At 71.8% G+C, this 24,192-nt stretch carries 21 protein-coding genes and 1 pseudogene; 15 read left to right on the top strand and 7 right to left on the bottom strand.

Translation table 11 applies throughout. From position 1 onward, the window contains the following. Positions 1–119 precede the first annotated feature (119 nt). Positions 120–1,043, bottom strand: a complete 924-nt coding sequence (locus ABZ873_RS29305) for a LysR family transcriptional regulator (protein ID WP_360878142.1) — start codon at positions 1,041–1,043, stop codon at positions 120–122. A gap of 106 nt (positions 1,044–1,149) precedes the next feature. On the opposite strand from ABZ873_RS29305, the gene ABZ873_RS29300 reads away from it, so the two are divergent. Beyond that, the gene (locus ABZ873_RS29300; RefSeq protein ID WP_360878140.1) at positions 1,150–1,602 is read left to right on the top strand and encodes a nitroreductase/quinone reductase family protein; all 453 of its coding nucleotides are present in this window, start codon (positions 1,150–1,152) and stop codon (positions 1,600–1,602) included. Between the two features lie 50 nt (positions 1,603–1,652). Here ABZ873_RS29300 and ABZ873_RS29295 read toward each other — a convergent pair whose 3' ends face one another. Then, on the bottom strand, positions 1,653–1,889 hold the full coding sequence (locus ABZ873_RS29295; protein WP_360878137.1) for a hypothetical protein: 237 nt from the start codon (positions 1,887–1,889) through the stop codon (positions 1,653–1,655). Positions 1,890–2,213: 324 nt separating this feature from the next. On the opposite strand from ABZ873_RS29295, the gene ABZ873_RS29290 reads away from it, so the two are divergent. From ABZ873_RS29290 to ABZ873_RS29280, 3 genes are all read left to right on the top strand, one after another. After that, positions 2,214–3,425 carry a pyridoxal phosphate-dependent aminotransferase gene (locus ABZ873_RS29290; RefSeq protein ID WP_360878134.1) on the top strand — a complete coding sequence of 404 codons (1,212 nt, stop codon included), beginning with the start codon at positions 2,214–2,216 and terminating at the stop codon, positions 3,423–3,425. A gap of 100 nt (positions 3,426–3,525) precedes the next feature. Further along, on the top strand, positions 3,526–3,960 hold the full coding sequence (locus ABZ873_RS29285) for a hypothetical protein (RefSeq protein WP_360878131.1): 435 nt from the start codon (positions 3,526–3,528) through the stop codon (positions 3,958–3,960). 231 nt (positions 3,961–4,191) lie between these two features. Next, positions 4,192–4,851, top strand: a complete 660-nt coding sequence (locus tag ABZ873_RS29280; protein WP_360878128.1) for an RDD family protein — start codon at positions 4,192–4,194, stop codon at positions 4,849–4,851. Here ABZ873_RS29280 and ABZ873_RS29275 read toward each other — a convergent pair. Beyond that, entirely contained in the window at positions 4,841–5,308 is a 468-nt protein-coding gene (locus tag ABZ873_RS29275) for a hypothetical protein (protein WP_360878125.1), read from the bottom strand. The two genes, ABZ873_RS29280 and ABZ873_RS29275, sit on opposite strands and share 11 nt — an antisense overlap. A 143-nt stretch (positions 5,309–5,451) precedes the next feature. Between ABZ873_RS29275 and ABZ873_RS29270 the strand changes: the two genes are divergently transcribed. The 4 genes from ABZ873_RS29270 to ABZ873_RS29255 are packed head-to-tail and all read left to right on the top strand — an operon-like array spanning position 5,452 to position 10,002. Continuing rightward, positions 5,452–6,525, top strand: a complete 1,074-nt coding sequence (locus ABZ873_RS29270; RefSeq protein WP_360878122.1) for a hypothetical protein — start codon at positions 5,452–5,454, stop codon at positions 6,523–6,525. An 18-nt stretch (positions 6,526–6,543) separates the two neighbouring features. After that, positions 6,544–7,725 (top strand): toxic anion resistance protein, encoded by a 1,182-nt coding sequence (locus ABZ873_RS29265; protein ID WP_360878145.1) that lies wholly within the window; start codon positions 6,544–6,546, stop codon positions 7,723–7,725. Beyond that, positions 7,722–9,395, top strand: coding sequence for a substrate-binding and VWA domain-containing protein (locus tag ABZ873_RS29260; protein WP_360878120.1), 1,674 nt, complete (start codon positions 7,722–7,724; stop codon positions 9,393–9,395). The genes ABZ873_RS29265 and ABZ873_RS29260 overlap by 4 nt, the downstream gene beginning before the upstream one ends. Then, a complete protein-coding gene (locus ABZ873_RS29255) occupies positions 9,382–10,002 on the top strand; it encodes a hypothetical protein (protein WP_360878117.1) in 621 nt (206 codons plus the stop codon). Before ABZ873_RS29260 ends, ABZ873_RS29255 begins: the two co-directional genes overlap by 14 nt. A gap of 144 nt (positions 10,003–10,146) precedes the next feature. Here the strand turns inward: ABZ873_RS29255 and ABZ873_RS29250 are convergent, their stop codons facing one another. Next, positions 10,147–11,985 carry a phosphoenolpyruvate carboxykinase (GTP) gene (locus ABZ873_RS29250; protein WP_360878114.1) on the bottom strand — a complete coding sequence of 613 codons (1,839 nt, stop codon included), beginning with the start codon at positions 11,983–11,985 and terminating at the stop codon, positions 10,147–10,149. Positions 11,986–12,246: 261 nt separating this feature from the next. Here ABZ873_RS29250 and ABZ873_RS29245 point away from each other — a divergent pair, with 261 nt between their 5' ends. Beyond that, the gene (locus ABZ873_RS29245) at positions 12,247–12,960 is read left to right on the top strand and encodes a hemolysin III family protein (protein WP_360878111.1); all 714 of its coding nucleotides are present in this window, start codon (positions 12,247–12,249) and stop codon (positions 12,958–12,960) included. Between the two features lie 69 nt (positions 12,961–13,029). On the opposite strand, the gene ABZ873_RS29240 is transcribed toward ABZ873_RS29245, so the two are convergent. The 3 genes from ABZ873_RS29240 to ABZ873_RS29230 form a co-directional block, all read right to left on the bottom strand. Then, entirely contained in the window at positions 13,030–15,090 is a 2,061-nt protein-coding gene (locus tag ABZ873_RS29240) for a thioredoxin domain-containing protein (RefSeq protein ID WP_360878108.1), read from the bottom strand. 75 nt (positions 15,091–15,165) lie between these two features. Further along, positions 15,166–16,068: an alpha/beta hydrolase gene (locus ABZ873_RS29235; RefSeq protein WP_360878105.1), complete on the bottom strand. Its 903-nt coding sequence runs from the start codon at positions 16,066–16,068 to the stop codon at positions 15,166–15,168. A gap of 110 nt (positions 16,069–16,178) precedes the next feature. After that, the gene (locus ABZ873_RS29230; protein WP_360878102.1) at positions 16,179–16,910 is read right to left on the bottom strand and encodes a TetR/AcrR family transcriptional regulator; all 732 of its coding nucleotides are present in this window, start codon (positions 16,908–16,910) and stop codon (positions 16,179–16,181) included. A gap of 299 nt (positions 16,911–17,209) precedes the next feature. Between ABZ873_RS29230 and ABZ873_RS29225 the strand changes: the two genes are divergently transcribed. The 6 genes and pseudogenes from ABZ873_RS29225 to ABZ873_RS29200 all read left to right on the top strand — a co-directional run. Next, on the top strand, positions 17,210–17,467 hold the full coding sequence (locus ABZ873_RS29225) for a hypothetical protein (RefSeq protein WP_360878099.1): 258 nt from the start codon (positions 17,210–17,212) through the stop codon (positions 17,465–17,467). A 222-nt stretch (positions 17,468–17,689) separates the two neighbouring features. Next, positions 17,690–18,433 (top strand): NUDIX domain-containing protein, encoded by a 744-nt coding sequence (locus ABZ873_RS29220; RefSeq protein ID WP_360878096.1) that lies wholly within the window; start codon positions 17,690–17,692, stop codon positions 18,431–18,433. Beyond that, on the top strand, positions 18,434–19,600 hold the full coding sequence (locus tag ABZ873_RS29215; protein WP_360878094.1) for a 5'-methylthioadenosine/S-adenosylhomocysteine nucleosidase: 1,167 nt from the start codon (positions 18,434–18,436) through the stop codon (positions 19,598–19,600). It begins immediately after the preceding gene. Further along, the gene (locus ABZ873_RS29210; protein WP_360878091.1) at positions 19,597–21,573 is read left to right on the top strand and encodes a hypothetical protein; all 1,977 of its coding nucleotides are present in this window, start codon (positions 19,597–19,599) and stop codon (positions 21,571–21,573) included. The genes ABZ873_RS29215 and ABZ873_RS29210 overlap by 4 nt, the downstream gene beginning before the upstream one ends. 92 nt (positions 21,574–21,665) lie before the next feature. Next, positions 21,666–22,205: a hypothetical protein gene (locus ABZ873_RS29205; protein ID WP_360878088.1), complete on the top strand. Its 540-nt coding sequence runs from the start codon at positions 21,666–21,668 to the stop codon at positions 22,203–22,205. 171 nt (positions 22,206–22,376) lie between these two features. Beyond that, positions 22,377–24,086: pseudogene (locus ABZ873_RS29200) on the top strand (hypothetical protein); the annotation flags it as partial. Between the last annotated feature and the right edge of the window lie 106 nt (positions 24,087–24,192).

Below are 24,192 nucleotides of genomic sequence, written 5' to 3'. Positions count from 1 at the left end.
AACCCCCCGCTCGTCCCATCTCCGCCGGCGATTGAGGCGCGGGGGCCCGGGGGCAGCGCCCCCGCAACGGCGCCGCACCCGGCAACGCACCCGCACCCGCCCCGCCCCGCCCCCGGCGACTACACCCCCGCCCGCCCCAAAGCCTCCGCATGCGCCCCCCGCACCCACCCCAGAACCTCCCCCGCCCGCGCAGCGACCCGCCCCGCCGGATGCCACCCCAGCAAATGCCGCCACACCAACGGCACCCCCGCCAACGGCCGCGTCACCACCCCTGGCGTAGCCGGGAACGTCGCCCGGCACAGCCCCACCGCCCGCCCCACCTGCACCAGGTGCACGCACGACGCCGTATCCGTCTCGTACACGCACACCGGCGTGAACCCGGCCCGCACACACGCCGCCGCGAAACAGTCCCCGAAGCACCCGTCCCCGGGCACGTCCGCCCAAGCCTCCCCGGCCAACTCCCCCAGCTCGATCCCCCGCCCCGGCCCGTCCCCACCACCGGCCAGCCGATGCCCCTCCCCCAACATCACATGCACCGCATCCCGCGCCACCTCCACCCACGCCAACCGCCCCGGCTCCGGCGGCGCGCTCTCCCCGCACGCCCCCACCAGCGCGAAGTCCAGCCGCCCGTCCACCACGCCCCCGGCGACCTCCCGCTCCGACCACGACGTGTACGTCGTCACCGGCACCCCCGGCTCGTCCCGCGCGATCCGGTCCACCAGCCCGCCGAGCAGCGGCCCGTGCGTGGCCCCCAGCCGGTACCCCCGCACCCCCTGCCGGGCCATCCGCACCGCGTCCTCCTGCAGCTCGCACACCGCCGGCAGCAGGACCCGCGCCCGCTCCAGCACCAGCTCCCCCAGCGCGGTGGCCCGTACCCCCTCCCGCCCCCGCACGAAGAGCGTCCCGCCGAGCATCCGCTCCACCCGCTTCAGCTGCGTACTGAGCGCCGGCTGCGCGAGCCCCAGCACCGTGGCGGCCCGCGTGAGACTGCCGGCGTCGGCGACGGCCCTGACGATCCTGAGGTGTCTCAGCTCCAGATCCATGCTCCGAGCTTGGTCCAGACCTATAGTCGTGCGCTACGGGTCCAACGCATCCAGAATCGTTAATGCTCGTTAGCCGCCAGAGGGCCACAACCCTAAGGACAGGTAAATGCACACACTCGACGTCGACTGGGACCACCCCACGGACCCACGGCCCGGCCCGAGGCTCGACCACGTCCGCGCCTACGTCAGCACGGCGGGCGCCGACGGGCACCTCTGGCACGGAGTCCCCACCCTCCTGCTCACCACGCTCGACCGCACCACCGGCCGCACCGCACGCGTCCCCCTGATCTACGGCGAGGACGCGGGCCGCCACATCGTCCTGGCCTCGGCGGACGGCTCCCCCGAGCACCCGCGCTGGTACCGCAACCTCACGGCCCACCCGGAGGTCCGCCTCCAGGTGGGCGCCACCACCACGGAGGCGGTGGCCCGCACGGCCACCCCGGAGGAACGCGAAACGTACTGGGACATGATGACGGCCCTCTGGCCCCCCTTCGAGGACGACCAGCACCGCGCCCACCCCCGCGACATCCCCCTGGTCATCCTCGAACCCCGCCCCTGACCCCCACCCCCTCCGGCGAGGCCGCCACCCCACCTCGCCGAGGGCCCGCCTCACAGGTACTCGCGGGCGAACTCCACCGCCCAGGCGACCGCTGCCACCGGGACCGGGCCCGAGTGGGGGGAGATGGAGAGGCGGGCGGATTCCCAGTCCTCCTCGTGGTCGCGGAAGATCGCGAAGCGGCCCTCCGGGACCACGCTCGTGCGGGGCCTGACCAGGAATTCGATCGCCCGGTCGTCGCCGTCCTTGCCGACCGTGGTGATGGCCATGCCGTCAACTACGAACTCCACTGCCCCGCGCCCCTAACCGTCGCCGTTCCGGCACCGCTCGCCCGTCCTGGAGGACCAGCTTCGGGGGTGCGGGCCGGGGAGCACATGAGTGCGCGTACTCAGGCCGCCTACTCAGTCCGCCGCGCGCGTGACGAGCACAACACGCCTCGTCGGCGGAGTGGGAGCCTCCGCAGCAAACCGCAGGCCGTGGGGCGGCCGCGGCAGCGGATTCCAAGGGAAGGGGGCGCCGCCACCCGCCCATCGCGCCAAAACGGGCAAAACGCCCTTCGGGTCTGTCTTCGAAAACGCAGGTCAAGCGCCCACCCGGCCCCGTAAGCTCCCGTCATGCAGGTGATCCAGTCAACCAAACTCGCCAATGTCTGCTACGAGATCCGCGGCCCCGTGCTCGAAGAGGCCATGCGGCTCGAAGCAGCAGGTCATCGCATCCTCAAGCTCAACACCGGCAACCCCGCGGCCTTCGGCTTCGAGTGTCCGCCGGAGATCCTTGAGGACATGCTCCGCAACCTGGGCTCCGCCCACGGTTACGGCGACGCGAAGGGTCTGCCGTCCGCGCGCCGCGCGGTCATGCAGCACTACCAGACCAAGGGCATCGACCTGGACGTCGAGGACATCTACCTCGGCAACGGCGTGTCCGAGCTGATCACGATGTCGATGCAGGCGCTGCTCGACGACGGCGACGAGGTGCTGGTCCCGGCCCCGGACTACCCGCTGTGGACGGCGTCCGTCTCCCTCGCCGGCGGCACCGCCGTGCACTACCGCTGCGACGAGCAGTCCGACTGGATGCCGGACCTCGCCGACATCGAGCGCAAGGTCACCGACCGCACCAAGGCGATCGTGATCATCAACCCGAACAACCCGACCGGCGCCGTCTACGACGAGGAGATGCTGCGCGGGCTGACCGACATCGCGCGCCGCCACAACCTGGTCGTCTGCTCGGACGAGATCTACGACCGGATCCTGTACGACGGAGCCGAGCACTTCAACACCGCCGCCATCGCCCCGGACATCCTGACCCTGACCTTCAACGGCCTGTCCAAGAACTACCGGGTCGCCGGCTACCGGGCCGGCTGGATGGCGGTCTGCGGCCCCAAGAAGCACGCCACCTGCTACATCGAGGGCCTCACGATCCTCGCGAACATGCGCCTGTGCGCGAACATGCCCTCGCAGTACGCCGTGGCCACCGCCCTCGGCGGCCGGCAGTCGATCGAGGACCTGGTCCTGCCCGGCGGCCGGATCCTGGAGCAGCGCAATGTCGCGTACGACCTGCTGACCCAGATCCCGGGTGTCACCTGCGTGAAGCCCAAGGGCGCGCTGTACGCCTTCCCGCGCCTGGACCCGTCCGTCTACAAGATCAAGGACGACCGGCAGATGGTCCTGGACCTGCTGCGGGCCGAGAAGATCATGGTCGTGCACGGTACGGGCTTCAACTGGCCCGAGCCGGACCACTTCCGCATCGTGACGCTGCCCAACGCCAAGGACCTGGCCGATGCCGTGACCCGCATCGGCAACTTCCTCGACGGCTACGGCCAGCTGTAGCCGGCCCGCCCGTGGGGACGACCGACCAGCATCCGGACCCAGCTCAACTTTAGAACCGATCCAATGTAGGATGGTCTCCTGACCACGCAGGAGGCCCCTCATGTACGAGCCGATCCGCACGAAGTCGGTCGTCCAGCGCATGGGCGGCGACCCCGCCGACTACCCGCACAGCAGCCGCGGCGAAGCACTGGACAACCAGCTCGCCGGCCACCTCGCGGCCCTGCTCGCCGTCACCGACGAGCTCGGGCTCGGCGAGGCGGCCGACGGGATCGCCGCCCAGGTCGCCCGGCTGCGCGGGACCCGGCCCACCCGGGCCGCCCGGGGCCCCGCGCAGGACATCGGCGCGCTGCACCGGCGGGCGCACGATCTCGCCGCCCGCGCCCTGGTCGTCGCCGCGTCCCGCGCCGACACCACCGTCGCGATCCTCGCCGCCGAGCGCATGGACGCGCACACCGCCGCCCTCAAGTCCCTGGACCTGGAGCCCGGTTCCCCCGCGGACCGGGACCCCGACCGGGACCTGGCCGGCGCCCACTAGACGGCCCCGGTCCGGGGCCGCGGAGGCTCCGGACCGGGTGCCATGACTCCCGGGAAGCCCTTCGCCGGGCCTCACGCGGGCTGCCGCGCGCGCATTGAATTGGACAGATCACCGCGCCGCGAACAACGATGTCGGCTGAAAACATCGCGGCAGTACGGGGGAGGCCGCTCGTGTGTTCCCTCTCCTCCATGCCGCTTCGTCCCCGATCGAGCAGCCTGGAGAGACTCGCGCATGAGCTTCGGCGACCCGAACAACCCGTACGGCCAGCAGCCCCCGCAGGGCCAGCCCGGCTACCCGCAGCAGGCCCCGCAGGGTGTGCCCCCGCAGTACGGCTACCCCCAGCAGCCCCCGCAGGGCGCGGCCCCGCAGTACGGCTACCCGCAGCCGCAGACGCCCCCGCCGCCGTACGGCGCGTACCCGCAGCAGGGCATGCCGGGCGGCCCGGGCATGGGCATGCCGGCCGGGATGCCGCCGCTGGCCCACTGGGGTCTGCGCGTGGGCGGGTACCTGCTGGACATGCTGATCGTCCTCGGTCCGATGTACGCGCTGATGGGCATCGGCGCGGCCGTCTCCGGCGGCGAGGGCGGTGACACGGTCGCCGGCATCATGAGCCTCATCGGCATGCTGTACCTGATCGGCATGGCGATCTTCCAGCTGTACAAGGAAGGCACCACCGGCCAGACCATCGGCAAGAAGATCGTCGGCATCAGCCTGCGCCGCGAGGCCGACGGCAACGTCCTCGGCTTCGGCATGGCCTTCGTGCGCAAGCTGGCGCACATCCTGGACGGTCTGCCCTGCTACATCGGCTGGCTGTGGCCGCTGTGGGATGCGAAGAAGCAGACCTTCGCGGACAAGGTGTGCAGCACGGTCGTCATCAAGGTCAACGGCTGACGTCCCCCGTGCGTGCCGGTGCCGGCGCGCCCTCCCCGGGAGCCGGCGTGAACTCCGCGCCGGCCACCCCGCACCAGGGCACCGTCGCCACCGGCCACACCGGGCCGACCGCCTCCCCGTACTCGGCCGCGCCCGGGGCCACGCCCGGAATCCGTACCAGCGCCTGGGCGGCCCGGCGCGCCGGGTCGGCCTCGGCGCTGTCGCGGAACTCCACCGTGACCAGGTAGGCGCCGGCGCCCTCCACGCGCCCGCGCGCCTCCACCGCGGCCGTGACCCGCCGGCTGGCCGGGTCCACGCGGCAGCCGGTGACCCGTACGTCCTGGACCGCCGGCCGCGGCGGCTCCGGCGGCGGCGCCCCGCCGCTCGCCCACACGTACAGGCCCAGCGGGGCGAACACCAGCAGCCCGGCCACCGCCACCAGGGCGACCAGCCAGCCCTGCCACTTCAACGCGCTCACGCCCATCCCCCGATCCTCCCGGGCCGCCGCCCCGCCCACCAGCACCCACGGGCCCACACAGCATTTCGAAGTGGGACCGTCCGGACACCCGCCGTTCATGCGACGCGCCGCGGAATGTGGGTTTCCGCGAGCACGCTGCCCCCGTGAGACGCATCCTGGGAATCATCCTGGGCCTCCTCCTGACCGGCGGCGTGCTCTACGCCGTCCTCCAGGGGCAGGACCCGCACTCCACGGCAACGAAGACCGTGCGTGGCGTCATCGGTTCGGAGAAGTCCGACTTCTTCCGCGACCCCGACGTCGTCAAGGCCCTTGCGGACAAGGGCTACACCGTGAAGACGGAGACCTCCGGCTCCTGGGCGATGGACCGGCTCGCCCTCAAGGAGTACGACTTCGCCTTCCCCAGCAGCAGTGAACCCGCCAAGGAGGTCGCCGCGGCGGCCGGGTTGAAGGGGGCCCAGGAGACCCGGCCCTTCTACTCCCCGCTCGTCGTCATCGCCCGCCCGCACGCGGCCGCCGTTCTGGCCGCCAACGGCCTGGCCACCCTGACCGGCAAGAACGTGGGCACCCTCCTCATGGGCCCCTTCCTCAAGGCCGCCGCCGAGGACCGGACCTGGCAGCAGCTGCCGGGGTCCGCCCCGTACGCCGAGCTGACCGGCACGGTGTTCGTGAAGACCACCGACCCCTCCTCCTCCAACTCCGGCGCGCTCTATCTGGCCGCCGCCTCCAACGTCGCGAACGGCGGCGGCGTGGTCGCCGACGACGCCGGGGTCGAACGCACCGCGCCCCTCATGCGCAAGCTGATCTCGGTGCAGGGCGCACTGGAGTCGAGCACCGACGACCCCTTCCGGGCCTTCATCAGCGGCAGCGGCGAACCGCTGATCCTGGTGTACGAGTCCCAGGTGGCCTCGCTGCTGCTCCAGCGGCAGGACCCGGGCGCGATGGTGGTGCTCTACCCGGACACCACGGTCAACACCGCGCACACCTTCGTACCGCTGAGCGAGGACGCGAGGGAGCTGGGCACGCTCCTCGCCACCGATCCGCGGCTGCGCGAACTGGCCGTGCAGCGCGGCTTCCGCCCGCAGGACGGGGTGGCCGAGTTCACGGCCGCCACCGCTCCGCACGGCGCCTACCTGAACCCGGGGCTCACCGGCATCCGGCAGGTCGGCACACCCACCGTCACGATCCTGATGGCGCTGGCCCAGCGCGCGAAGGGCTAGGGGGACTTCACCATGACCATGACTCCTCCCGAGGAGATCCCGCTCGTGCTGAGCGCCCCGGAACCGGTCGCGCCCGTCCGTACGGAGCGAGCCGCCGGGCTGGTGCCGCTGCCGGACGGCGTGCGCGAGGAGATGGCCCGCCGGGCCGGGGAGTACGTCGGCTCGCTCGCCGGGACCGACACGTGCTCCCCCGAGTTCGCCCGCCGGGTCGGGGAGATCACCGGCCTCGGCGCGGCGGAGGTCCGGGGCGCCGCCCAGCAGTCGAACCGGATGCTGGAGCGGACCGTACGGTCGCTGGGCGCGGGCGGCGGCGACGCGCGGGGCCGGGTGGCCGGCTCGCTGGTGGAGCTGCGGCGCACCGTCGAGGACCTCGGCCCGCGGGACACCCCCGCGAAGGGGGCCCGCCGGCTGCTGGCGAGGCTGCCGGGCGGCAACCGCTTCCGCGACCACGTGGCGAAGTACGCCTCCTCGCAGGCCACGCTGAACCGGATCGTGGGCGCGCTGCGCGGCGGCCAGGACGAACTGCGCCGGGACAACGCGGCCCTGCACACGGAGCGTTCCCGGCTGTGGGAGACGATGGGCCGGCTCCAGGAGTACGCGGTGCTCACCGAGGCCCTGGACGCGGCCGTGGAGCGGCGGATCGCCGAGGCGGAGCGCACCGATCCGCAGGAGGCGGAGGTGCTGCGCGCGGACGTGCTCTTCCCCGTCCGGCAGAAGCACCAGGACCTGCTGACGCAGCTGGCGGTGTGCGCGCAGGGCTATCTGGCGATGGACGTGGTGCGGCGCACCAACGACGAGCTGATCAAGGGCGTGGACCGGGCCGCGACGACGACCGTGTCGGCGCTGCGGATCGCGGTGATGCTGGCCTCCGCGCTGGATCATCAGCGCGCGGTGATCGAGCAGGTCGACGCCCTGCGGGGGACCACCGAGGAGCTGATCCGGGGCAACGCGGGCATGCTGGCCTCGCAGAGCGCGGAGATCCGGCGGATCGCCGCCGACCCCGCCGTCGGGGCGGAGACACTGCGGACCGCGTTCGCGCAGATCTACGAGACGCTGGACGCGATCGACGGCTTCCGCGCGGAGGCGGCCCGGAACATGGCGGCCACCGTGGACTCCCTCTCCGGGGAGCTGCGCACGGCGTCGGCGTACCTGGCGCGCACCCGGACCGCCGAGGGCGTGCTCGACGGGGGTGCCCGATGAGGCGGCGGACGGGGGCGCGGACGAAGTCGCGGGCCGGGCGCCGGGCAGGGCTGCGGGCGGGCGCGCTGACCGCGCTGAGCGTACTGGCCGTGCTGGGGCTGCTGACGGCCTGCACGGGCGGGGACAACGCCGCGCCCGAGGAGTCCCGGTACCGGGAGGGCCGGCTGCGGGTACTGGCCTCCAGCGAACTGGCCGACATGGAGCCGGTGCTCAAGGCGGCGAAGGCGGCGACCGGCATCGAGGTGCAGCTGACCTGGTCGGGGACCCTGGACGCGGCCGAGCAGGTGGCCTCCGGGGCGGCGGACGGGCGCTTCGACGCGATCTGGCTCTCCTCCAACGACTACCTGCGGCTGCGGCCCGAGGCGGCGGGGAAGCTGTCCAGCGAGACCCCGGTGATGTCCTCGCCGGTGGCGCTCGGGGTGAAGCCGGAGGTGCTGGCCCGGCTCGGCTGGCAGCCCGGGGAGGTGACCTGGCCGGCGGTGCACGAAGCGGTGGCCGCGGGGAGGCTCACGTACGGGATGACCGATCCGGTGCGCTCCCACTCCGGTTTTTCGGCGCTGGTGTCGGTGGCCTCGGGGCTGTCCGGGGCGCAGGCGGCGCTGACCGACGCGGACGTGCGGGCGGCGACCCCGCGGCTCAAGGAGTTCTTCACCGGGCAGAAGCTGACCTCGGGCTCCTCCGGCTGGCTGGCCACCGCCTACGCCCGGCGCGGGGACGTGGACGCGCTGGTGAACTACGAGTCGGTGCTGCTCTCCATGAACCGGGACGCGCAGGGCTCCGGGGCCCCGCTGACGGTGATCCGGCCACGCGACGGCGTGGTGACGGCCCACTACCCGCTGACGCTGCTCACCTCGGCCCCGGCGGGGGCCCGGGACGCGGGGCGCGCGCTGACGGAGTACCTGCGCGGCCCGGAGGCGCAGAAGGCGATCACCGAGCGGACGCTGCGCCGGCCCGTGGCGCCCGGGGTGGCCCCGGCCGCCGGGCTGGACGCGTCGGTGCGGCGCGAGCTGCCCTTCCCCGGCTCGCGGGCGGTCGCCGACGGGCTGCTGGCCTCGTACGAGAACGAGCTGCGCAGGCCCTCGCGGACGGTGTACGTGCTGGACACCTCGGGTTCGATGGGCGAGGAGGACCGGATCGGCCGGCTGCGGTCGGCGCTCACCGACCTGACGGGGACGGGCGGTTCGGGTCCGGGGCGGCGCTTCCGGGACCGGGAGGAGGTCACGCTGCTGTCCTTCGGGTCGACGGTGAAGAAGGTGAGCACGCATGCCGTGGAACCGGGCAGTCCGGGGGCGGCCCTGGACGCGATCCGCGCGGACGTGCGGGCGCTGGAGCCGGAGGGCGGCACGGCCGTCTACAGCAGCCTGGAGGCGGCCTACCGGCACCTGGGCGGCAGCGGAGGCGGCGGGAACGGCGGGGACGCCTTCACCTCGATCGTGCTGATGACTGACGGCGAGAACACCGAGGGGGTCGGGGCGAAGCACTTCGACTCCTTCTACGCGGCGCTGCCGGAGGCGCAGAAGCGGACCCCGGTGTTCGCGGTGGTCTTCGGCGACTCGGACCGTAAGCAGCTGACGCACATCGCGGAGCTGACCGGCGGCCGGCTCTTCGACGCGACGGGCGGCAACAGCGCGCTGGCCGGGGCCTTCGAGGAGATCCGTGGCTACCAGTAGCGGCGCGGGCCGGGCGGCGCTGGCCTACCTGGAGTCGCGCAAGAACCTGGCGGGCTCCGCCTGCGGGCTGGCCGGGCTGGCGCTGACCCTGGCCGGGGTGGCGGGGGCGTACTGGCCGCTGGTGGTCGCCGGACTGTACGGGGCGGGCGCGCTGATCGCCCCGCCCGAGCGGGCCACCCCGCCGCCCTTCGGTCCGCGCGAGGAACTCGGCGTACTGCGGGAGGACTTCGCGCGGCTGCGCGCGTACCTGGCGGAGGAGGAGCTTCCGGCGGAGGCGGGCGGCGTACTGGAGGAGCTGCTGGAGCTGTACGGGGCCCTGCTGGAGCCGGGGTGGGTGGCCGAGGTCCTGGCCGCCGACCCGGAGGCGGTGCACGCGGTCGCGCGCGCGGTGCGGCAGGACGTGCCGGAGAGCGTGGACGCCTACCACCGCACGCGCTGGTGGGACCGGCTGGCGCCGGGCGGTGCGTCCCCGGAGGGGCATCTGGAGCGGCAGTTGGGGCTGCTGCGGGAGGAGGCGCGACGCGTGACGGCGGACCTCCACGAGGTGGAGGCCCGCCGTCAGCAGACGCACACGGCCTATCTGGAGGAGCGCGGAGGCTCCGCCTGACAGGCCGGTGCTGCGGTGGGCGCCGCTTGGTCGGGGGCTCCCACAGCGGTGGGCGCCGCTTGGTCGGGGGCTCCCACGTCTTCTGGCCCTTGTTCAGGGCGTGCCCTTCCTCAGGGCGTGCCCTTCCTCAGGGCGTGTCCCGGCTCAGCCGAGGCGCTCGACGAGCGCGTGGTACTGGTCCCACAGCTCCTTCGGCGTGTGCTCGCCGTAGGTGTTGAGGTGCTCGGGGACCAGGGCGGCCTCCTCGCGCCAGACCTCCTTGTCGACGGTGAGGAGGAAGTCCAGGTCCTCGGCCGGCAGGTCGAGCCCGTCGAGGTCGAGGGAGTCCCGGGTCGGCAGGATGCCGATGGGGGTCTCGGTGCCCTCGGCGGTGCCGTCGAGGCGGCCGACGATCCACTTGAGGACGCGGCTGTTCTCGCCGAAGCCGGGCCACACGAACTTGCCCGCGTCGTTCTTGCGGAACCAGTTCACGTAGTAGATCTTCGGCAGCTTGGCCTGGTCCTTGTCGGCCGCGACCTTGACCCAGTGGGCCATGTAGTCGCCCATGTTGTAGCCGCAGAACGGCAGCATGGCGAAGGGGTCGCGGCGCAGCTCGCCGACCTTGCCCTCGGCGGCGGCGGTCTTCTCGGAGGCGATGTTCGAGCCGATGAAGACGCCGTGGTTCCAGTCGAAGGACTCGGTGACCAGCGGGACGGCGGAGGCGCGACGGCCGCCGAAGAGGATCGCGGAGACCGGGACGCCCTTGGGGTCCTCCCACTCGGGGGCGATCGTCGGGCACTGCGAGGCCGGGACGGCGAAGCGGGCGTTCGGGTGGGCGGCCGGGGTGCCGGACTCCGGCGTCCAGTCGTTGCCCTTCCAGTCGGTCAGGCGGGCGGGCGCCTCCTCGGTCATGCCCTCCCACCAGACGTCCGAGCCGTCGGGGGTGAGCGCGACGTTGGTGAAGACCGTGTTCGCGTACATGGTCTTCATGGCGTTGGCGTTGGTGTGCTCGCCGGTGCCGGGGGCCACGCCGAAGAAGCCGGCCTCGGGGTTGATCGCGTAGAGGCGGCCGTCCTCGCCGAAGCGCATCCAGGCGATGTCGTCACCGACGGTCTCGACGGTCCAGCCGGGGATCGTGGGCTCCAGCATGGCGAGGTTCGTCTTGCCGCAGGCGGAGGGGAAGGCGGCGGCGATGTACTTCGCCTCGCCCTCGCCGGCCGGCGGGGTGAGCTTGAGGATCAGCATGTGCTCGGCGAGCCAGCCCTCGTCGCGGGCCATGACGGACGCGATGCGCAGGGCGTAGCACTTCTTGCCGAGCAGGGCGTTGCCGCCGTAGCCCGAGCCGTAGGACCAGATCTCGCGGCTCTCCGGGAAGTGCGAGATGTACTTGGTGGTGTTGCAGGGCCACGGCACGTCGGCCTCGCCCTCGGCGAGCGGAGCACCGAGGGTGTGGACGGCCTTGACGAAGAACCCGTCGGTGCCGAGCTCGTCGAGGACGGGCTTGCCCATGCGGGTCATGGTGCGCATGGCGACGGCCACGTAGGCGGAGTCGGTGATCTCGACGCCGATGGCGGAGAGCTCGGAGCCGAGGGGGCCCATGCAGAAGGGGACGACGTACATCGTCCGGCCCTTCATGGAGCCGCGGAAGATGCCCTTCTCCCCCGCGAAGATCTCCTTCATCTCGGCCGGGGCCTTCCAGTGGTTGGTCGGGCCCGCGTCCTCCTCCTTCTCGGAGCAGATGAAGGTACGGTCCTCGACGCGCGCGACGTCGGTCGGGTCGGAAGCCGCGTAGTAGGAGTTCGGGCGCTTCGCCTCGTCGAGCTTCTTGAACGTCCCCTTCGAGACGAGCTCCTCGCACAGGCGCTCGTACTCCTCCTCGGAGCCGTCGCACCAGACCACGCGGTCCGGCTGGGTGAGGGCTGCGATCTCGTCCACCCAGGAGATGAGGGATGCGTGCTGGGTGGGAAGGGTCGAACTGGTGGGAGCCGCGTTCTCGCGCGCCACGATTGCTCCTTGTTGAGGGGTGTGTTTGGTGTTGGCCCCGTGGGGGCTGCGACCCGGACGCTTCGCGCTCCGCTCATCCGGTGTCGACCGCACTCATCTGATCATCCGGTGGATGTGCGCATATGTCCAGAGGGCCTCTCACGTGAGCATTGCCACGTCCGTCAATCTTCCGTAAAGACGGATGACGGGCAGATGAAGAGCTCCGACGACCGTCGATGACCACTGACCGGAACCTACGGACCCGTAGGTAGCATGGCGCGCATGACTTCTGATGCCGCCGCCGACCCGGTCGCCGAGACCTCACCGGTCGTCGAAGCCCTGGAGGCGGTCGAGACCGCCCTGGAGGAGAAGCCGCTGATGCGCGGCTGGCTGCACCTCGGGATGTTCCCCGCCGTGGTCGTCGCGGGTCTGGCCCTCATGGCCTTCACCGACTCCACGCGGGCACGGGTGGCCTGCGGGGTGTACATCCTCACGGCCTGCCTGCTCTTCGGCGTGAGCGCCGTCTACCACCGCGGTACGTGGGGACCGCGCGGCGAGGCCGTCCTGCGGCGGCTCGACCACGCCAACATCTTCCTGATCATCGCGGGCACGTACACACCGCTGACCGTGCTGCTGCTCCCGCCCTCCACCGGCCGGACCCTGCTGTGGGCGGTGTGGATCGCCGCCGCGGCCGGGATCGCCTTCCGCGTGTTCTGGGTGGGCGCCCCGCGATGGCTCTACACCCCCTGCTACATCGCGATGGGCTGGGCCGCCGTCTTCTTCCTCCCCGACTTCATGCGCACCGGCGGGATCGCCGTCCTGGTGCTGGTGATCGTCGGCGGGCTGCTCTACAGCGCGGGCGGCGTCATCTACGGCATGAAGCGGCCCAACCCGTCACCGCGGTTCTTCGGGTTCCACGAGGTCTTCCACTCGCTGACCCTGGCGGCGTTCGTGGCGCACTACGTCGGCATCTCGATCGCCGCCTACCAGCACTGACGGGCGGGGCCGGGGCTTGCGCGGGCGGGGCCCCGCCCGCCGGGGCTTCTGCGGGCGGGGGCCGGCGTTCTACGGGCGCACCGCCCCCAGCTGCTGGGCCAGTTCGGCCGGGTCCGTGGTGGGCCGCGCGCAGACGAAGTGCCGGCAGACGTAGGCCGCCGGCCGGTCCTCCACCAGGGTCCGCCCGGCGAGCAGCGGGAACTCCCCGCCGCCGTCCTCCTCCGCACCCGGCGGACCGGCCGCCACCACCGCCCCGGGAGCCGTCGCCAGCAGCGCCGTACGGTGCAGCGCGGCCAGCGCCGGATCCTCCGGGTGACCGACGACCGCCACCTCGCGGGGCCCGTCGAGCAGCGCCTCCGCGACCGCCAGCCCGTGCCCGATGAAGCGCGGCACCCGCGGCCCGAGCGCCTGCACCACTCCGAGCGCGCGCTCCGCCGCCGTACGGTGCGCCTCGGAGCCGGTGTGGGCGGCGTACGAGAGCAGTGCGCCCGCGGCGGCCGTCCAGCCGGAGGGCGCGGCGGTGTCCGTAGGGTCCTGCGGCCTGCGGATCAGCCGCTCGGCGTCGTGCGCGGTGTCGTACAGCGAGCCGTCCTCGGCGGTGAAGCGGTCGAGGACCAGATCGAGGAGGAAGCCGGCGAACTCCAGCCAGACGCCCTCGCCGGTCACCGCCGCCAGCGCGAGGAAGCCCTCCGCGACATCGCCGTAGTCCTCCAGCACCCCGGCGTTGGCCCCGGCGCGGCCGTCCTTGCTGGTCCGGGTGAGCCGGGCCCGGCCGCCGGTGGCGTCGAAGTGCACCCGTACCAGCAGGTCGGCGGCCTCGGTGGCACGTTCCACCAGGTCGGGCCGGTCGAAGTAGGCCCCGCACTCGGCGAGCGCGGCCACCGCCAGGCCGTTCCACGCGGCGACGACCTTGTCGTCCCGGCCGGGCGCGGGCCGCCGGCCGCGGGCGGCCAGCAGCCGCTCCCTGATCCCGGCGAAGACCGCCGCGTCCGCCACGGGCCCGTCCTGGGGCAGTTGCAGCACGGACGTGCCGTGCTCGAAGGTGCCCTCCTCGGTCACCCCGAACCAGCCGGCGGCCAGCTCCCCGTCGGCGTCGCCCAGCACCTCGCGCAGCTGCGCGGGGGTCCAGGCGTAGTACGCGCCCTCCACGTGCTCCCCGGTCAGCGGGTCCTCGCTGTCGGCGTCCAGCGCCGAGGCGAAACCGCCCTCGGCGGTGCGCAGCTCCCGGACCATGAAGTCGGCGGTCTCCAGGGCCACGCGCCGCGCCAGATCGGAGCCGGTGGCCCGCCAGAGGTGGGCGTAGACCCGGCAGAGCAGGGCGTTGTCGTACAGCATCTTCTCGAAGTGCGGGACGACCCACTCCCGGTCCACCGCGTACCGCGCGAACCCGCCGCCGAGCTGGTCGTAGATCCCGCCGCGGGCCATGGACTCGCAGGTGTCGGCCGCCATCTGGAGCGCGCCCTCGGAGCCGGTGCGGGCGTGGTGGCGCAGCAGGAACTCCAGCACCATGGACGGCGGGAACTTCGGCGCGCCGCCGAATCCGCCGTGCGTGGCGTCGTACTCCCGCGTCAGCCCGAGCAGCGCCCCCGCCAGCTCCTCGGCGCCGGGGGCGAGGGCCTTCCCGTAGTCGAGCTGCCGCCCGGCGAGGTCCCGTACGATCCGCCGCGCGACCTCGGCGACCTCCTCGGGCCGCCCCACCCAGGCATCCCGCACGCCTTCGAGCACCTGCGTGAAGGAGGGCATGCCGTGGCGGGGCTCGGGCGGGAAGTACGTCCCGAAGTAGAAGGGCTCGGCATCGGCGGTGAGGAACACGGTCATGGGCCACCCGCCCTGCCCGGTGGCTGCCTGCACGGCCTCCATGTAAACGGCGTCGACATCGGGCCGCTCCTCGCGGTCCACCTTGATGTTGACGAAGTGCTCGTTCATGAACGCCGCGACCCGCTCGTCCTCGAAGGATTCGCTCGCGAGGACATGACACCAGTGACAGGAGCTGTACCCGACGCTCAGCAGAATGGGCACGTTCCGCCGCCGTGCCTCCTCGAACGCCTCCGGCTCCCAGGGCCACCAGTCGACGGGGTTGTCAGCGTGCTGCAGCAGATAAGGCGAGGTCGTACCAGCCAGCCGGTTCATGCGGGCCAGCCTCTCACAGCGACCTTCCCGACCCGAGGAGCCGCCGGACGGCGGGCGGCCGTGCGCGTCGGGGGCTCAGGCGGAGGCGTCGGGGCGGCCGGTTGTGCGGTGTGCCGCTGTGGCGCGGTCGAGGAAGTCGTGCATGAGGGCGGCGACGGCGCTGCCGGCGCTCTCCAGCAGGAAGTGGCCGCCGTCGAGGAGGTGGATCTCGGCGTCGGGGACGTCGTCGGCGAAGGCGCGGGCGCCGTCCGGGCCGAAGATGAGGTCGTTGCGGCCCCAGACCGCCAGGACCGGCGGGCGGTGGGTCCGCAGGTAGCCGTGGAGCTTCGGGTAGAGCGGGGAGTTGGTGGCGTAGTCGCGGAACAGGGCCAGCTGGACGAGGTCGTTGCCCGGGCGGGAGACCAGGGCGTGGTCGTGGTGCCACGTGTCGGGGCTGACCACGCTCTCGTCCGGGACGCCGGTGACGTACTGCCACTTGATGCCCTCCAGCGACAGCGCCTCCCGCATGCGTGCCTCGTTCTCGGGGGACTGCTCGCGCTGGTACGCCCGTACCGGCGCCCAGAAGCTCTCTACGAAGCCGGCGTCGTAGCCGTTGCCGTTCTGCGTGATGACCGCCGTGATCGCGCCGGGGCGGGCGAGGGCGAGGCGCCAGCCGACGGGGGCGCCGTAGTCCTGCACGTAGATCGCGTAGTGGGTCAGGCCCAGCTCGTCGAGGAGGCCGGCGGTGAGATCGGCCAGCGCGTCGAAGGTGTAGTCGAACTCGTCGGCCGCGGGGGCGTCGGAGAGGCCGAAGCCGAGGTGGTCGGGGGCGATGACGTGATAGCGGTCGGCGAGGGCGGGTATGAGGTCGCGGAACATGAACGAGCTGGTGGGGAAGCCGTGCAGCAGGACCACGGCGGGGGCGTCGACGGGGCCGGCCTCGCGGTAGAAGAGGCGCCGGCCGCGGATGGTGGCGTACCGGTGGTGGACGACAGTCATACCTAACTCCTCAGGCGGGCTTCGGGGGTTACTGACATCACCCACCATGGCGTTGGGGTGCCTAACCTGTCAAGTGGAGTTAGAGGGTTAGGGGTGGTGCGTGGCCGGAATCAGGCGCTGTGCAGGCCCATGCGGCGGCGGGCGTCGACGAGCAGGTTCCGGACGGAGAGGCGGAAGAGGTCGGGCAGCGGCTCGATGAAGGTGGTGTGGCCGAACGCCTCCAGGGCGATCAGGCCGTGGACATGGGCCCACACGCTGACGAAGAGGGCCGCGGCCGGGGGCGGGAGCCCTTCCAGCACTTCCGGCGGCAGCCCGCCGAGGTGGGCCCGGAGGGCGGGGCTGATCGGATCGAAGTCCACGGCGTCCAGCTGCTCGGGGCTTAGGCCGTCGTAGAGCGCGTGGACGAAGAGCGGGGCCAGCCGGCGGGCGGCGTCGGTGGTGCCGCCACCGGTGGGCGCCGCGTAGGAGCGCAGGGGTGTGCCGTAGAGCAGCTCGAACAGGCCGCGGTGGGCGATGGCCCAGCTCCGGAACCCCTCGGCGGCGGCGAGGAAGCGGTCGGTGCCGGTGCCGGTGCCGGTATCGGTGCCGGCTTCGGCGGCGCCCTCGATCGCCGTCTCCACGGCGTCGGCCAACTCCTCGTAGGCGCGGGTGATCAGCGCGGTCAGCAGGTCGGCGCGGCTGGGGAAGTAGTGGTAGAGCGCCTGGACCGTCATCCCGAGGCCGCGCGCGACGGCGCGGAGCGCCAGCCCGCCCGGTCCGTGCTCGGCGACATGCTCGTGTGCCGCGTCCAGGATCTCCTGGACGGCGACGGCCCGGCGGCGGCTGCGTAACGGCGTAGTCATCCGGACACCGTATAGGCGCCTTGACAGTGTCAGAAAAATCTACTCCTTCCGGCGCTCGGGGCGCCGCTCCTACCTTCAACTCACCGAGGCGCCGCCCACCATGCGCGCTGGCCCCACCCCTCCGAGGAGAAGACCGTGATCTTCCACATCAACCGCCTTACGCCCAAGCCCGGCCTGAGTGAGCAGCAACTCCAGTCCTGCCTGGACCTGTTGCGCGAGGTCGGGGAGACCTGCCCCGCGGTGAAGTCGTACGTGGTGGGCCCGCACCCGAGCGGGGACTTCGCGTACGGGCCGTCTTCGTGCTCGAAGACCTCGACGGCTACTACGCCTACCTGAACCACCCGGCGCACCTGCGGCTGGAGCTGGAGGGCATCGGCCTCCTGGCCCGGTTCGAGGCATTCGACATCACGGACTCCACCGACCCCGACATGAAGACGAAGATCGACCAGGTCCAGGCCCGCCACTTCGCGGAAAACCCGGAACTCGCCGCCCTGGTGGCGAAGGCCGCCTCTTTCACCAGGCCGGGTGCCGAGGACGCGACGCCGTCGTCGTCTTGACGTCCTAACCGGAAGGCCACGCACCCTCTCACCTGATCTCGGCAGAAGGACCCGAAAGCACCCACAGCCCCTCCGGCAGGGGGGCGACCTGGCCCCGGCGGACGCCTGGGGCCAACTGGTCGTGGGGCGGTTCGACCGCGACCCAAGCACCTGCGAGCCCGGCAAAAGCTATGTCCGCACACTTCTTGTGCGAGTGACAGTAACTGAAGTACGTTACAGGGCATGCAGGCTGATACATGGTCACCAATTTCCGTGCTGCTGACTGTCGACCTCGTGATCCTCACGCTCCGCGAAGGTCAGCTGTGTGTGCTGCTCGTGGAGCGGGGCGAAGAGCCCTTCCGCGGCATGCTCGCCCTGCCCGGCGGCTTCCTGAATCACAACGGCGAGGAGATCCTGGACGCCGCTCACCGCGAGCTGCGCGAGGAGACCGCCCTGACCGCCGGCCGGGTGCACCTCGAACAGCTGGGCACCTACGGGAAATCGGGCCGTGATCCACGGGGCCGGGTGGTCTCCGTGGCACACTTGGCGATTGCGCCGGAACTCCCCGATCCGGTCGCGGGAACGGACGCCACCGATGCCGCGTGGGTCCCGGCGGAGTCCATCTTGTCCGGCGAGTTGGAACTGGCCTTCGACCATCGCCGGATCGCGGCGGACGGCATCGAGCAGGCGCGTACCAAGCTCGAATACTCGGCACTGGCCACCGCGTTCTGCGGCGAAGCCTTCTCCATAACGGAGCTGCAGCAGGTGTACGAGGCAGTCTGGGGCACCGAGCTCGACACCCGCAATTTCTACCGGAAGGTCCAGGCCACAAAGGGGTTCATCGTCCCCGCTGGATCGGACCGCAGAGCCACGGGGGGACGGCCCGCGCGGCTGTACCGGGCCGGACCGAAGACCGTCCTGTTCCCCCCGCTGATCCGACCTGTGCCGTCCACGGCGGAAGAGACATCGAGAGGGGAAGAGGAATAGATGTCGCAAGACCTGGTGGTGATTCTCACCGCCCTCAATCTCGAATACCAGGCCGTGCGCCGGAAAATGACCGGCCCGGAAGTACACCTCCATGGGCGTGGCACCCGGTTCGAGGTGGGAGCCGTGGAGGGCACCTCATGTCGTATCGCCCTCGCTGTGACGCAGAAGGGCAACCATTCCGCCGCGGTGCTCGCCGAGCGCGCGATCCAGGAGTTCTCGCCGGTGGCCGTGCTGTTCGTCGGCGTCGCCGGTGCCCTGTGGGAGACCGCCAGGCTGGGTGACGTGGTGATGGCGACACACGTGTACGCCTACCACGGCGGCACCAGCGAGGACGACGGGCTCAAAGCCCGCCCCCGGGTATGGGAGGCTCCGCACGCCATCAGCCAGCTCGGCTCGCACCTCGCCCGCGCGAACAACTGGGCCGACGACACCACCGGCGAGGGGTCCGCCCCGCAGGTGCGCTTCGGCGCGATCGCAGCCGGCGAGATCGTACAGAACTCGAAGATCTCCGCCGAGGCGCGGTGGATCCGGCAGCACTACAACGATGCCCTCGCGATCGAGATGGAGGCCGCCGGTGTGGCACAGGCCGGTCATCTCAACGGAGCGCCCGTGGCGATTATCCGGGGCATCAGCGACCGGGCCGACGGCACGAAGAGCAGCGCGGAGGACCGTAACTGGCAGCCGCGGGCCGCGGCGAACGCCGCGGCCTTCGCCACACAGCTGGCGGTGGAACTAGTGAAGGAACAGACGCAGATGACCACGCCGTGGACCGGCAGAACCCCTTCGGGCGACCGGCGCGCAGAGCACATCAGCAATGTCGCCCACGGCAGCACCGTCGGCATCATGGGCGGCTCCGTCAGGAACAGCAGCGTCCACCTGGGCACGGGCCCGAAGGCGACCAGCGGCCCGAAGGACCTGGTCGCGGAACTCGACGGCTTTCGATTGCACCTGATCCGCCACCACGCCGAGGGCGCTCTGGACGACGACACCTGCCGGGAAGCACTGGCCGATCTGGACTCCGCCCGCCGGACCGCTCGGGAGAACACCCACGAATCGTCGAAGCGGACGGCCATGACGCTCAAGAGGTTACGTGGCCTGATCGCGGACTGTCCGGCGCTGGTGGCCGAACTGGCTCCCCTGGTCGCGGCGGCGGGTGGGGCGGCATGAACGGCAGCAATGGCGCACACAACAGCGCCTACGACTCCACCATCGGAATCCAGGCCGAGACCGTACACAATTCCAATGTCTATTTCGTCCATCCGGACGCCTCTCCCCAGGAGAAGTACCGGGTAGGCGTGCGGCTGCTGGAGGATGGCATCTCCAGCCGGGCCCGCGAGATGATCGCCGATGCGATCGCCCACGAATTCGACAGCGCAGAGGTCCGTTTCCACTGGGTGCTCGCCATGCTCAGTACGCGCGCCTATCACGACCTCAACCCCGAAGAACTGCAGCAGCTGCACCGCGCCTCCCAGCTCGTACGGACCTACGCCGAGGGAGAGTGGAAGGATGCCCTGCGCATCACATTCGAGCTGCTGGCGATGCTCAGCACCGCGGACGGCGACACGGAACGCGCACTGGAGCGGTTGCGGGCCCTGCCGGCCCGCCAGCGTGAGGGAATCCTCCGCCACCTCGACCTCGTCCTCACCGGAGGGCTCAAGGACAGCCTGTGGGCGGAGAATCGCGAACGGGCGGAGCGGGACCGGTTCGGCAACGACCGGATACAGCGGATCTGGGCCTACTTCGAAGCCGACCCGATCGGGCCGCGGGCCATGTCGCCCCGCCCGAGCACCGCTGCCGCCGCCCAAGCGGCGTTCCCGGTCCGAGCGGGCTTGTTCGTCGTCGGCAGTGCGTTCCTCTGGATCACGGCGCTGGTCGCGGATCCGGCTGAGGCAGTCGTAGAGCTGCTGGTGGCGCTCGGCGCGGGTCTGGCCGCGGCCCATTTCGGCCGCCAGTGGTGTCTCCAGGACCACCGCCCGACTCCTACGGCCGAGCCCCAGATCCCGCCCATGCGCGATCCCGCCGCTCCCCGGGACGGGTTCACCGACCGCGTCCGTCATTCGTTCGAGCACTATTTCGCGACCCGTGTGCCCCACGGCTTCGCCTCGCAGGAATGGCTCGGGTACACCGTCCACGTGCGCGGCAGCCTGGCCGCCGAGATCGCGCTCCTCTACCGCGAGAGCCGCATCAGCGTGGACCGGGTCAACTGGTTGATCCGCTACCTCGCCGAGGACGCCCGGAACCGCCACAACAACGGCACCCTCTTCGATAACGGCGGGCAGAACCAGAGTGCGGTGGTGGCGAAAGCCCTGTCCGTGATCGCCCTCGTCGTTCTCGGCATCACCGGGCTGTCCCTGCTCGGAACAGCCGCCTCGGGTGCCGGCCCCTCGGGGTCTCTGCTCGCCGTCCTGGCCGCCGCCGGCATGGCCTGGTCCGGGAAAGCGGCCACTTCCTCTTGGCTGGAGGCCCAGCGTGAAGAGAATCGGCTGGTCAGGGAGAACGAGGAATTCAACGAGCGACTGAATGCACGGCAGGCCGCATACGAGAGCTGGAAATCCTACCTGGACAGCATGCGCCCCAGTGAGCAGGAGATGGAGACCTGGCTCACCTGCGACAAGACGCTGTTCATCGACGAAGCGCTCCGGCACTACCAGCTCACCTGGCGGGACCTGATCACCCACACCATCCTGGTGACACCCGCACGCCCCTACAAGCGGGGGCGGGCGCGGCGCGGCCCGTGGCGATACTCGCGCTACAGTTTCCGGCTCTTCCTGGTCACCCAGGAGGGCGTACGTGAAATCAGCTCGGAGATCGATTTCACCGACGCGAAGCGTGGCGACGAGCAGCGCAGCAATTACCGATTCGAGGCGTTGTCCTCGGTACAGGTGACGGAAAGCGCCCAGGCCAGCTATGAGCTGGAACTCGTCCTCACGAACGGCCCGGCCAGGAACATTCGCGTCAAGGACGCGGACTCCCATCAACTGGCTCCGGACGAGAACGCCCAGGAAATCACCGAGATCAACCTCAATGCGGCTGGTTTCATCCATACCTTCCGTTTGCTGGAAGGGATCGCGGCGGACGGAAAGGGCTGGATCGAACGCAACAACCCGAGAAACCTGCCGCCCTTCGACACCACCGACTGAGCACCCTGGATCGTGGCGGGGGCGGGCAGGGACTGAGGCTCCGGATTCCTGCCCGCCCGTTCGTCGGCCCACTCTCGACCTGAGCTGAGGAGGTGGCCGTGGCCACCACAGATGACGTCACCGAGAGCACATTCCTGCTGGCTGAATACCACTGCATCAAGGAGGAACAGAAGACCCGAATAGGGTTCCGGGACAACCTGCTCTACTTCACACTCGCCGCGGCCACCGGGGTCATAGCGATCACCGTCCAGAGCGGGCGGCCTCAATTGCTGCTCGCCGTGCCCGTGATCTGCCTGATCCTCGGCTGGACCTACCTGATCAACGACGAGAAGATCACGTCGATCGGCTGCTACATCCGCGACCAGCTGGGCCCGCGGCTGGGTGAGCTCAGCGCCACCCCGAGGGCGGTGTTCGGCTGGGAGATCTACCACCGCGCCGATGCCGGCCGCACCACGCGTAAACGGCTGCAGACCGCTGTGGATCTGTTGACCTACATCGCCTTACCAATGATCTGTGTGGCCGGGTTCTGGCGTTCTCCCGTCGCTCAGCCCGTACTTGTCGTCGTCTCCGTCGCGCAGACGCTCACCCTGGCCGTACTGGGGTGGCAGTTCCTGCGCTATGCGGAGCGGTAGTGCGGGCGGAGTAGCTATTGGAGGGACGTCATCTGTGAGCCATGGCTGGCAAGTTGGCCGTTTCGCTCCGGGGAGGCGGTTCCCTCTGAACTAGCTCAGATTCCCTCGCGTCCGGGGCTGTCCCGCAGGACACTTGGGGATCGTTGCCGGAGCTCTCTGAGGGGGATGCCGATGCGGGACAGCCATCGCGGTGAGGCCGAGCGCCTGTTGGAGCGGGCTGTGGACGAGGCCGTCCGGCGGGGGCCCGGCGGGGTGGATGCCGCCGGTGCCGGGGTGGAGCGGGCGGTGCTGCTGGCGCGGGGGCGGGAGGCGCTGGACTCGCTCGCCGCGAGTGCGGCGCCGGAGTACGAGGCGTACGTACGGGCCCTGGACGAGGCCGCGGCCGGGGAGCAGTCGCTCGGGGAGGCGTTCCGGCGCGGCAACACGTCCACCGCGGCCCTGGTCACGGCGGTGGCGGCCGCGACCGCCGTCGGGGCGGACCTGTCGCTCGGGGTCGCGGCGGGTACGGCGCTCACGGCCGGGGCCGTGGTGGGGGTCGCCGGGGCGGTGGCCACGGTGGTGAAGGTGACGGCGCTGCACCTGCCGGCCGCGAACCGGAGGGCCGGGGAGCTGGGACGCCCCGGCGGGGCCGAACAGTTGAGGCTGCAGTGGCTGACGGCGCTGGAGGTACGCGGGATACGGCCCTTCCTGGAGCAGCAGCGCGCGGTGGCGGCCGCGGCCCGGGCGCCGCGGCCGGCGGCCGGGGTCTCGATGACGCGGGCGCGGTCGGCGTCGCAGCTGCGCGGCGTGGACCGCAGTGCGGAGGCGCGGCGGCGCAGTGCGCTGGAGCAGTCCTTCGGGCAACTCCCGGACTCGGCGGGCCGGTTCACCGGGCGGCGGGCTGAGCTGACCCGGATCGCGCAGTGGGTGCAGGCGGCGCGGGCGAGTACGGAGACCCGCCCGGTGGTGGTCGTCCTGTACGGCGAGCCGGGCGTGGGCCGCACCACCCTGGCCCTCCGCGCGGCCCACGCGCTGCGCGACCAGTTCCGCGGCGCCTGCGTGGTAGACCTTCGCGGCGGCTCCCCCGGCCCGGAACCGGGCCCGGCCGCGGGGCCGCGTGCGTCTGCGGGTACCGGTACGAGCGCCAGCGCGGGCACTGCGGCAGACACCACCGGGACCGGTGCGGGGGCAGGTACGAGCACCGGCGCGGGCGCCGCCCCAGGTACGGCGGCATACGCCGGAACAGGCCCGGAGGCGGGCCCCGGCACAGGCATCGGCCTTGACCCCGGTACGGGCATCGGCGCGGGCGCCGGGTCCGACACCGGGGCAGGCGCGGCCGTCGAGCCGGGCCTCGGCACAGGCGGCGGGCCGGGCGCTGGCGCAAGGGCCGAGACCGGAGCCCCCGCCGCCGCGGGCGCCGGAGCCGGTGGCGCGGCCAGCCCCACCCCCGAGCCCCCCGCCCCCCTCTCCACCCGTGAAGCCCTGCTGCACCTGCTCAATCGGCTCGGCGCACCCCGTGAGCAGTTGCTGTTCCGGGAAGGGGCCAGTGCTGAGCAGCAGGTCCGGCGGCTCGGGGAGTTGTATCACCAGCACCTGCAGGGGCTGCCCGTCACCGTGCTGCTCGATGACGCCGTCGATGCCGAGCAGGTGCGGGTGCTGGTGCCCGAGCGGTCCGAGAGTCTGGTGCTGGTCACCGCCCGCGCGCCCATGGAGCTGCCGGCGGATCTCGCCGCCTGGGTGCATCAGCTGCCCGTGGAGCGGCTGGATGCCGCCGAGGCGGCCGAGCTGCTCAGGGTCGCCGCGCCCGCGCCCCTCCCCGCGGCCGGGGACCCGGCCGCCCTGGCCTCCGCCCTCGACTCCGTCGTGGAGCTCAGCGGCGGCCTCCCCCTCGCGCTCCGCATCCTCGCGCCCCTCGATGCGACGCCGCCCACGGACTCACCCGTATCACCGAGATCGCGCGCATCACCGACCACACGGGCCGGCCCGCGGCGCGCGAGCCCGAGTTGAT

The sequence above is a fragment of the Streptomyces sp. NPDC047014 genome, from assembly GCF_040644195.1.
Classification (GTDB): domain Bacteria; phylum Actinomycetota; class Actinomycetes; order Streptomycetales; family Streptomycetaceae; genus Streptomyces.
The sequence above is the reverse complement of the archived record's forward strand: the minus strand, read 5'-3'. Positions and strand labels throughout refer to the sequence as shown.

Bases quoted from the DNA above. Each gene is read 5' to 3' on its own strand.
- ABZ873_RS29220 (WP_360878096.1), top strand. From the start codon at position 17,690: ATGCAGGCTGATACATGGTCACCAATTTCCGTGCTGCTGACTGTCGAC.
- ABZ873_RS29305 (WP_360878142.1), bottom strand. From the start codon at position 1,043: ATGGATCTGGAGCTGAGACACCTCAGGATCGTCAGGGCCGTCGCCGAC.
- ABZ873_RS29245 (WP_360878111.1), top strand. From the start codon at position 12,247: ATGACTTCTGATGCCGCCGCCGACCCGGTCGCCGAGACCTCACCGGTC.
- ABZ873_RS29210 (WP_360878091.1), top strand. From the start codon at position 19,597: ATGAACGGCAGCAATGGCGCACACAACAGCGCCTACGACTCCACCATC.
- ABZ873_RS29235 (WP_360878105.1), bottom strand. From the start codon at position 16,068: ATGACTGTCGTCCACCACCGGTACGCCACCATCCGCGGCCGGCGCCTC.
- ABZ873_RS29240 (WP_360878108.1), bottom strand. From the start codon at position 15,090: ATGAACCGGCTGGCTGGTACGACCTCGCCTTATCTGCTGCAGCACGCT.
- ABZ873_RS29230 (WP_360878102.1), bottom strand. From the start codon at position 16,910: ATGACTACGCCGTTACGCAGCCGCCGCCGGGCCGTCGCCGTCCAGGAG.
- ABZ873_RS29285 (WP_360878131.1), top strand. From the start codon at position 3,526: ATGTACGAGCCGATCCGCACGAAGTCGGTCGTCCAGCGCATGGGCGGC.
- ABZ873_RS29280 (WP_360878128.1), top strand. From the start codon at position 4,192: ATGAGCTTCGGCGACCCGAACAACCCGTACGGCCAGCAGCCCCCGCAG.
- ABZ873_RS29300 (WP_360878140.1), top strand. From the start codon at position 1,150: ATGCACACACTCGACGTCGACTGGGACCACCCCACGGACCCACGGCCC.
- ABZ873_RS29260 (WP_360878120.1), top strand. From the start codon at position 7,722: ATGAGGCGGCGGACGGGGGCGCGGACGAAGTCGCGGGCCGGGCGCCGG.
- ABZ873_RS29265 (WP_360878145.1), top strand. From the start codon at position 6,544: ATGACTCCTCCCGAGGAGATCCCGCTCGTGCTGAGCGCCCCGGAACCG.
- ABZ873_RS29215 (WP_360878094.1), top strand. From the start codon at position 18,434: ATGTCGCAAGACCTGGTGGTGATTCTCACCGCCCTCAATCTCGAATAC.
- ABZ873_RS29290 (WP_360878134.1), top strand. From the start codon at position 2,214: ATGCAGGTGATCCAGTCAACCAAACTCGCCAATGTCTGCTACGAGATC.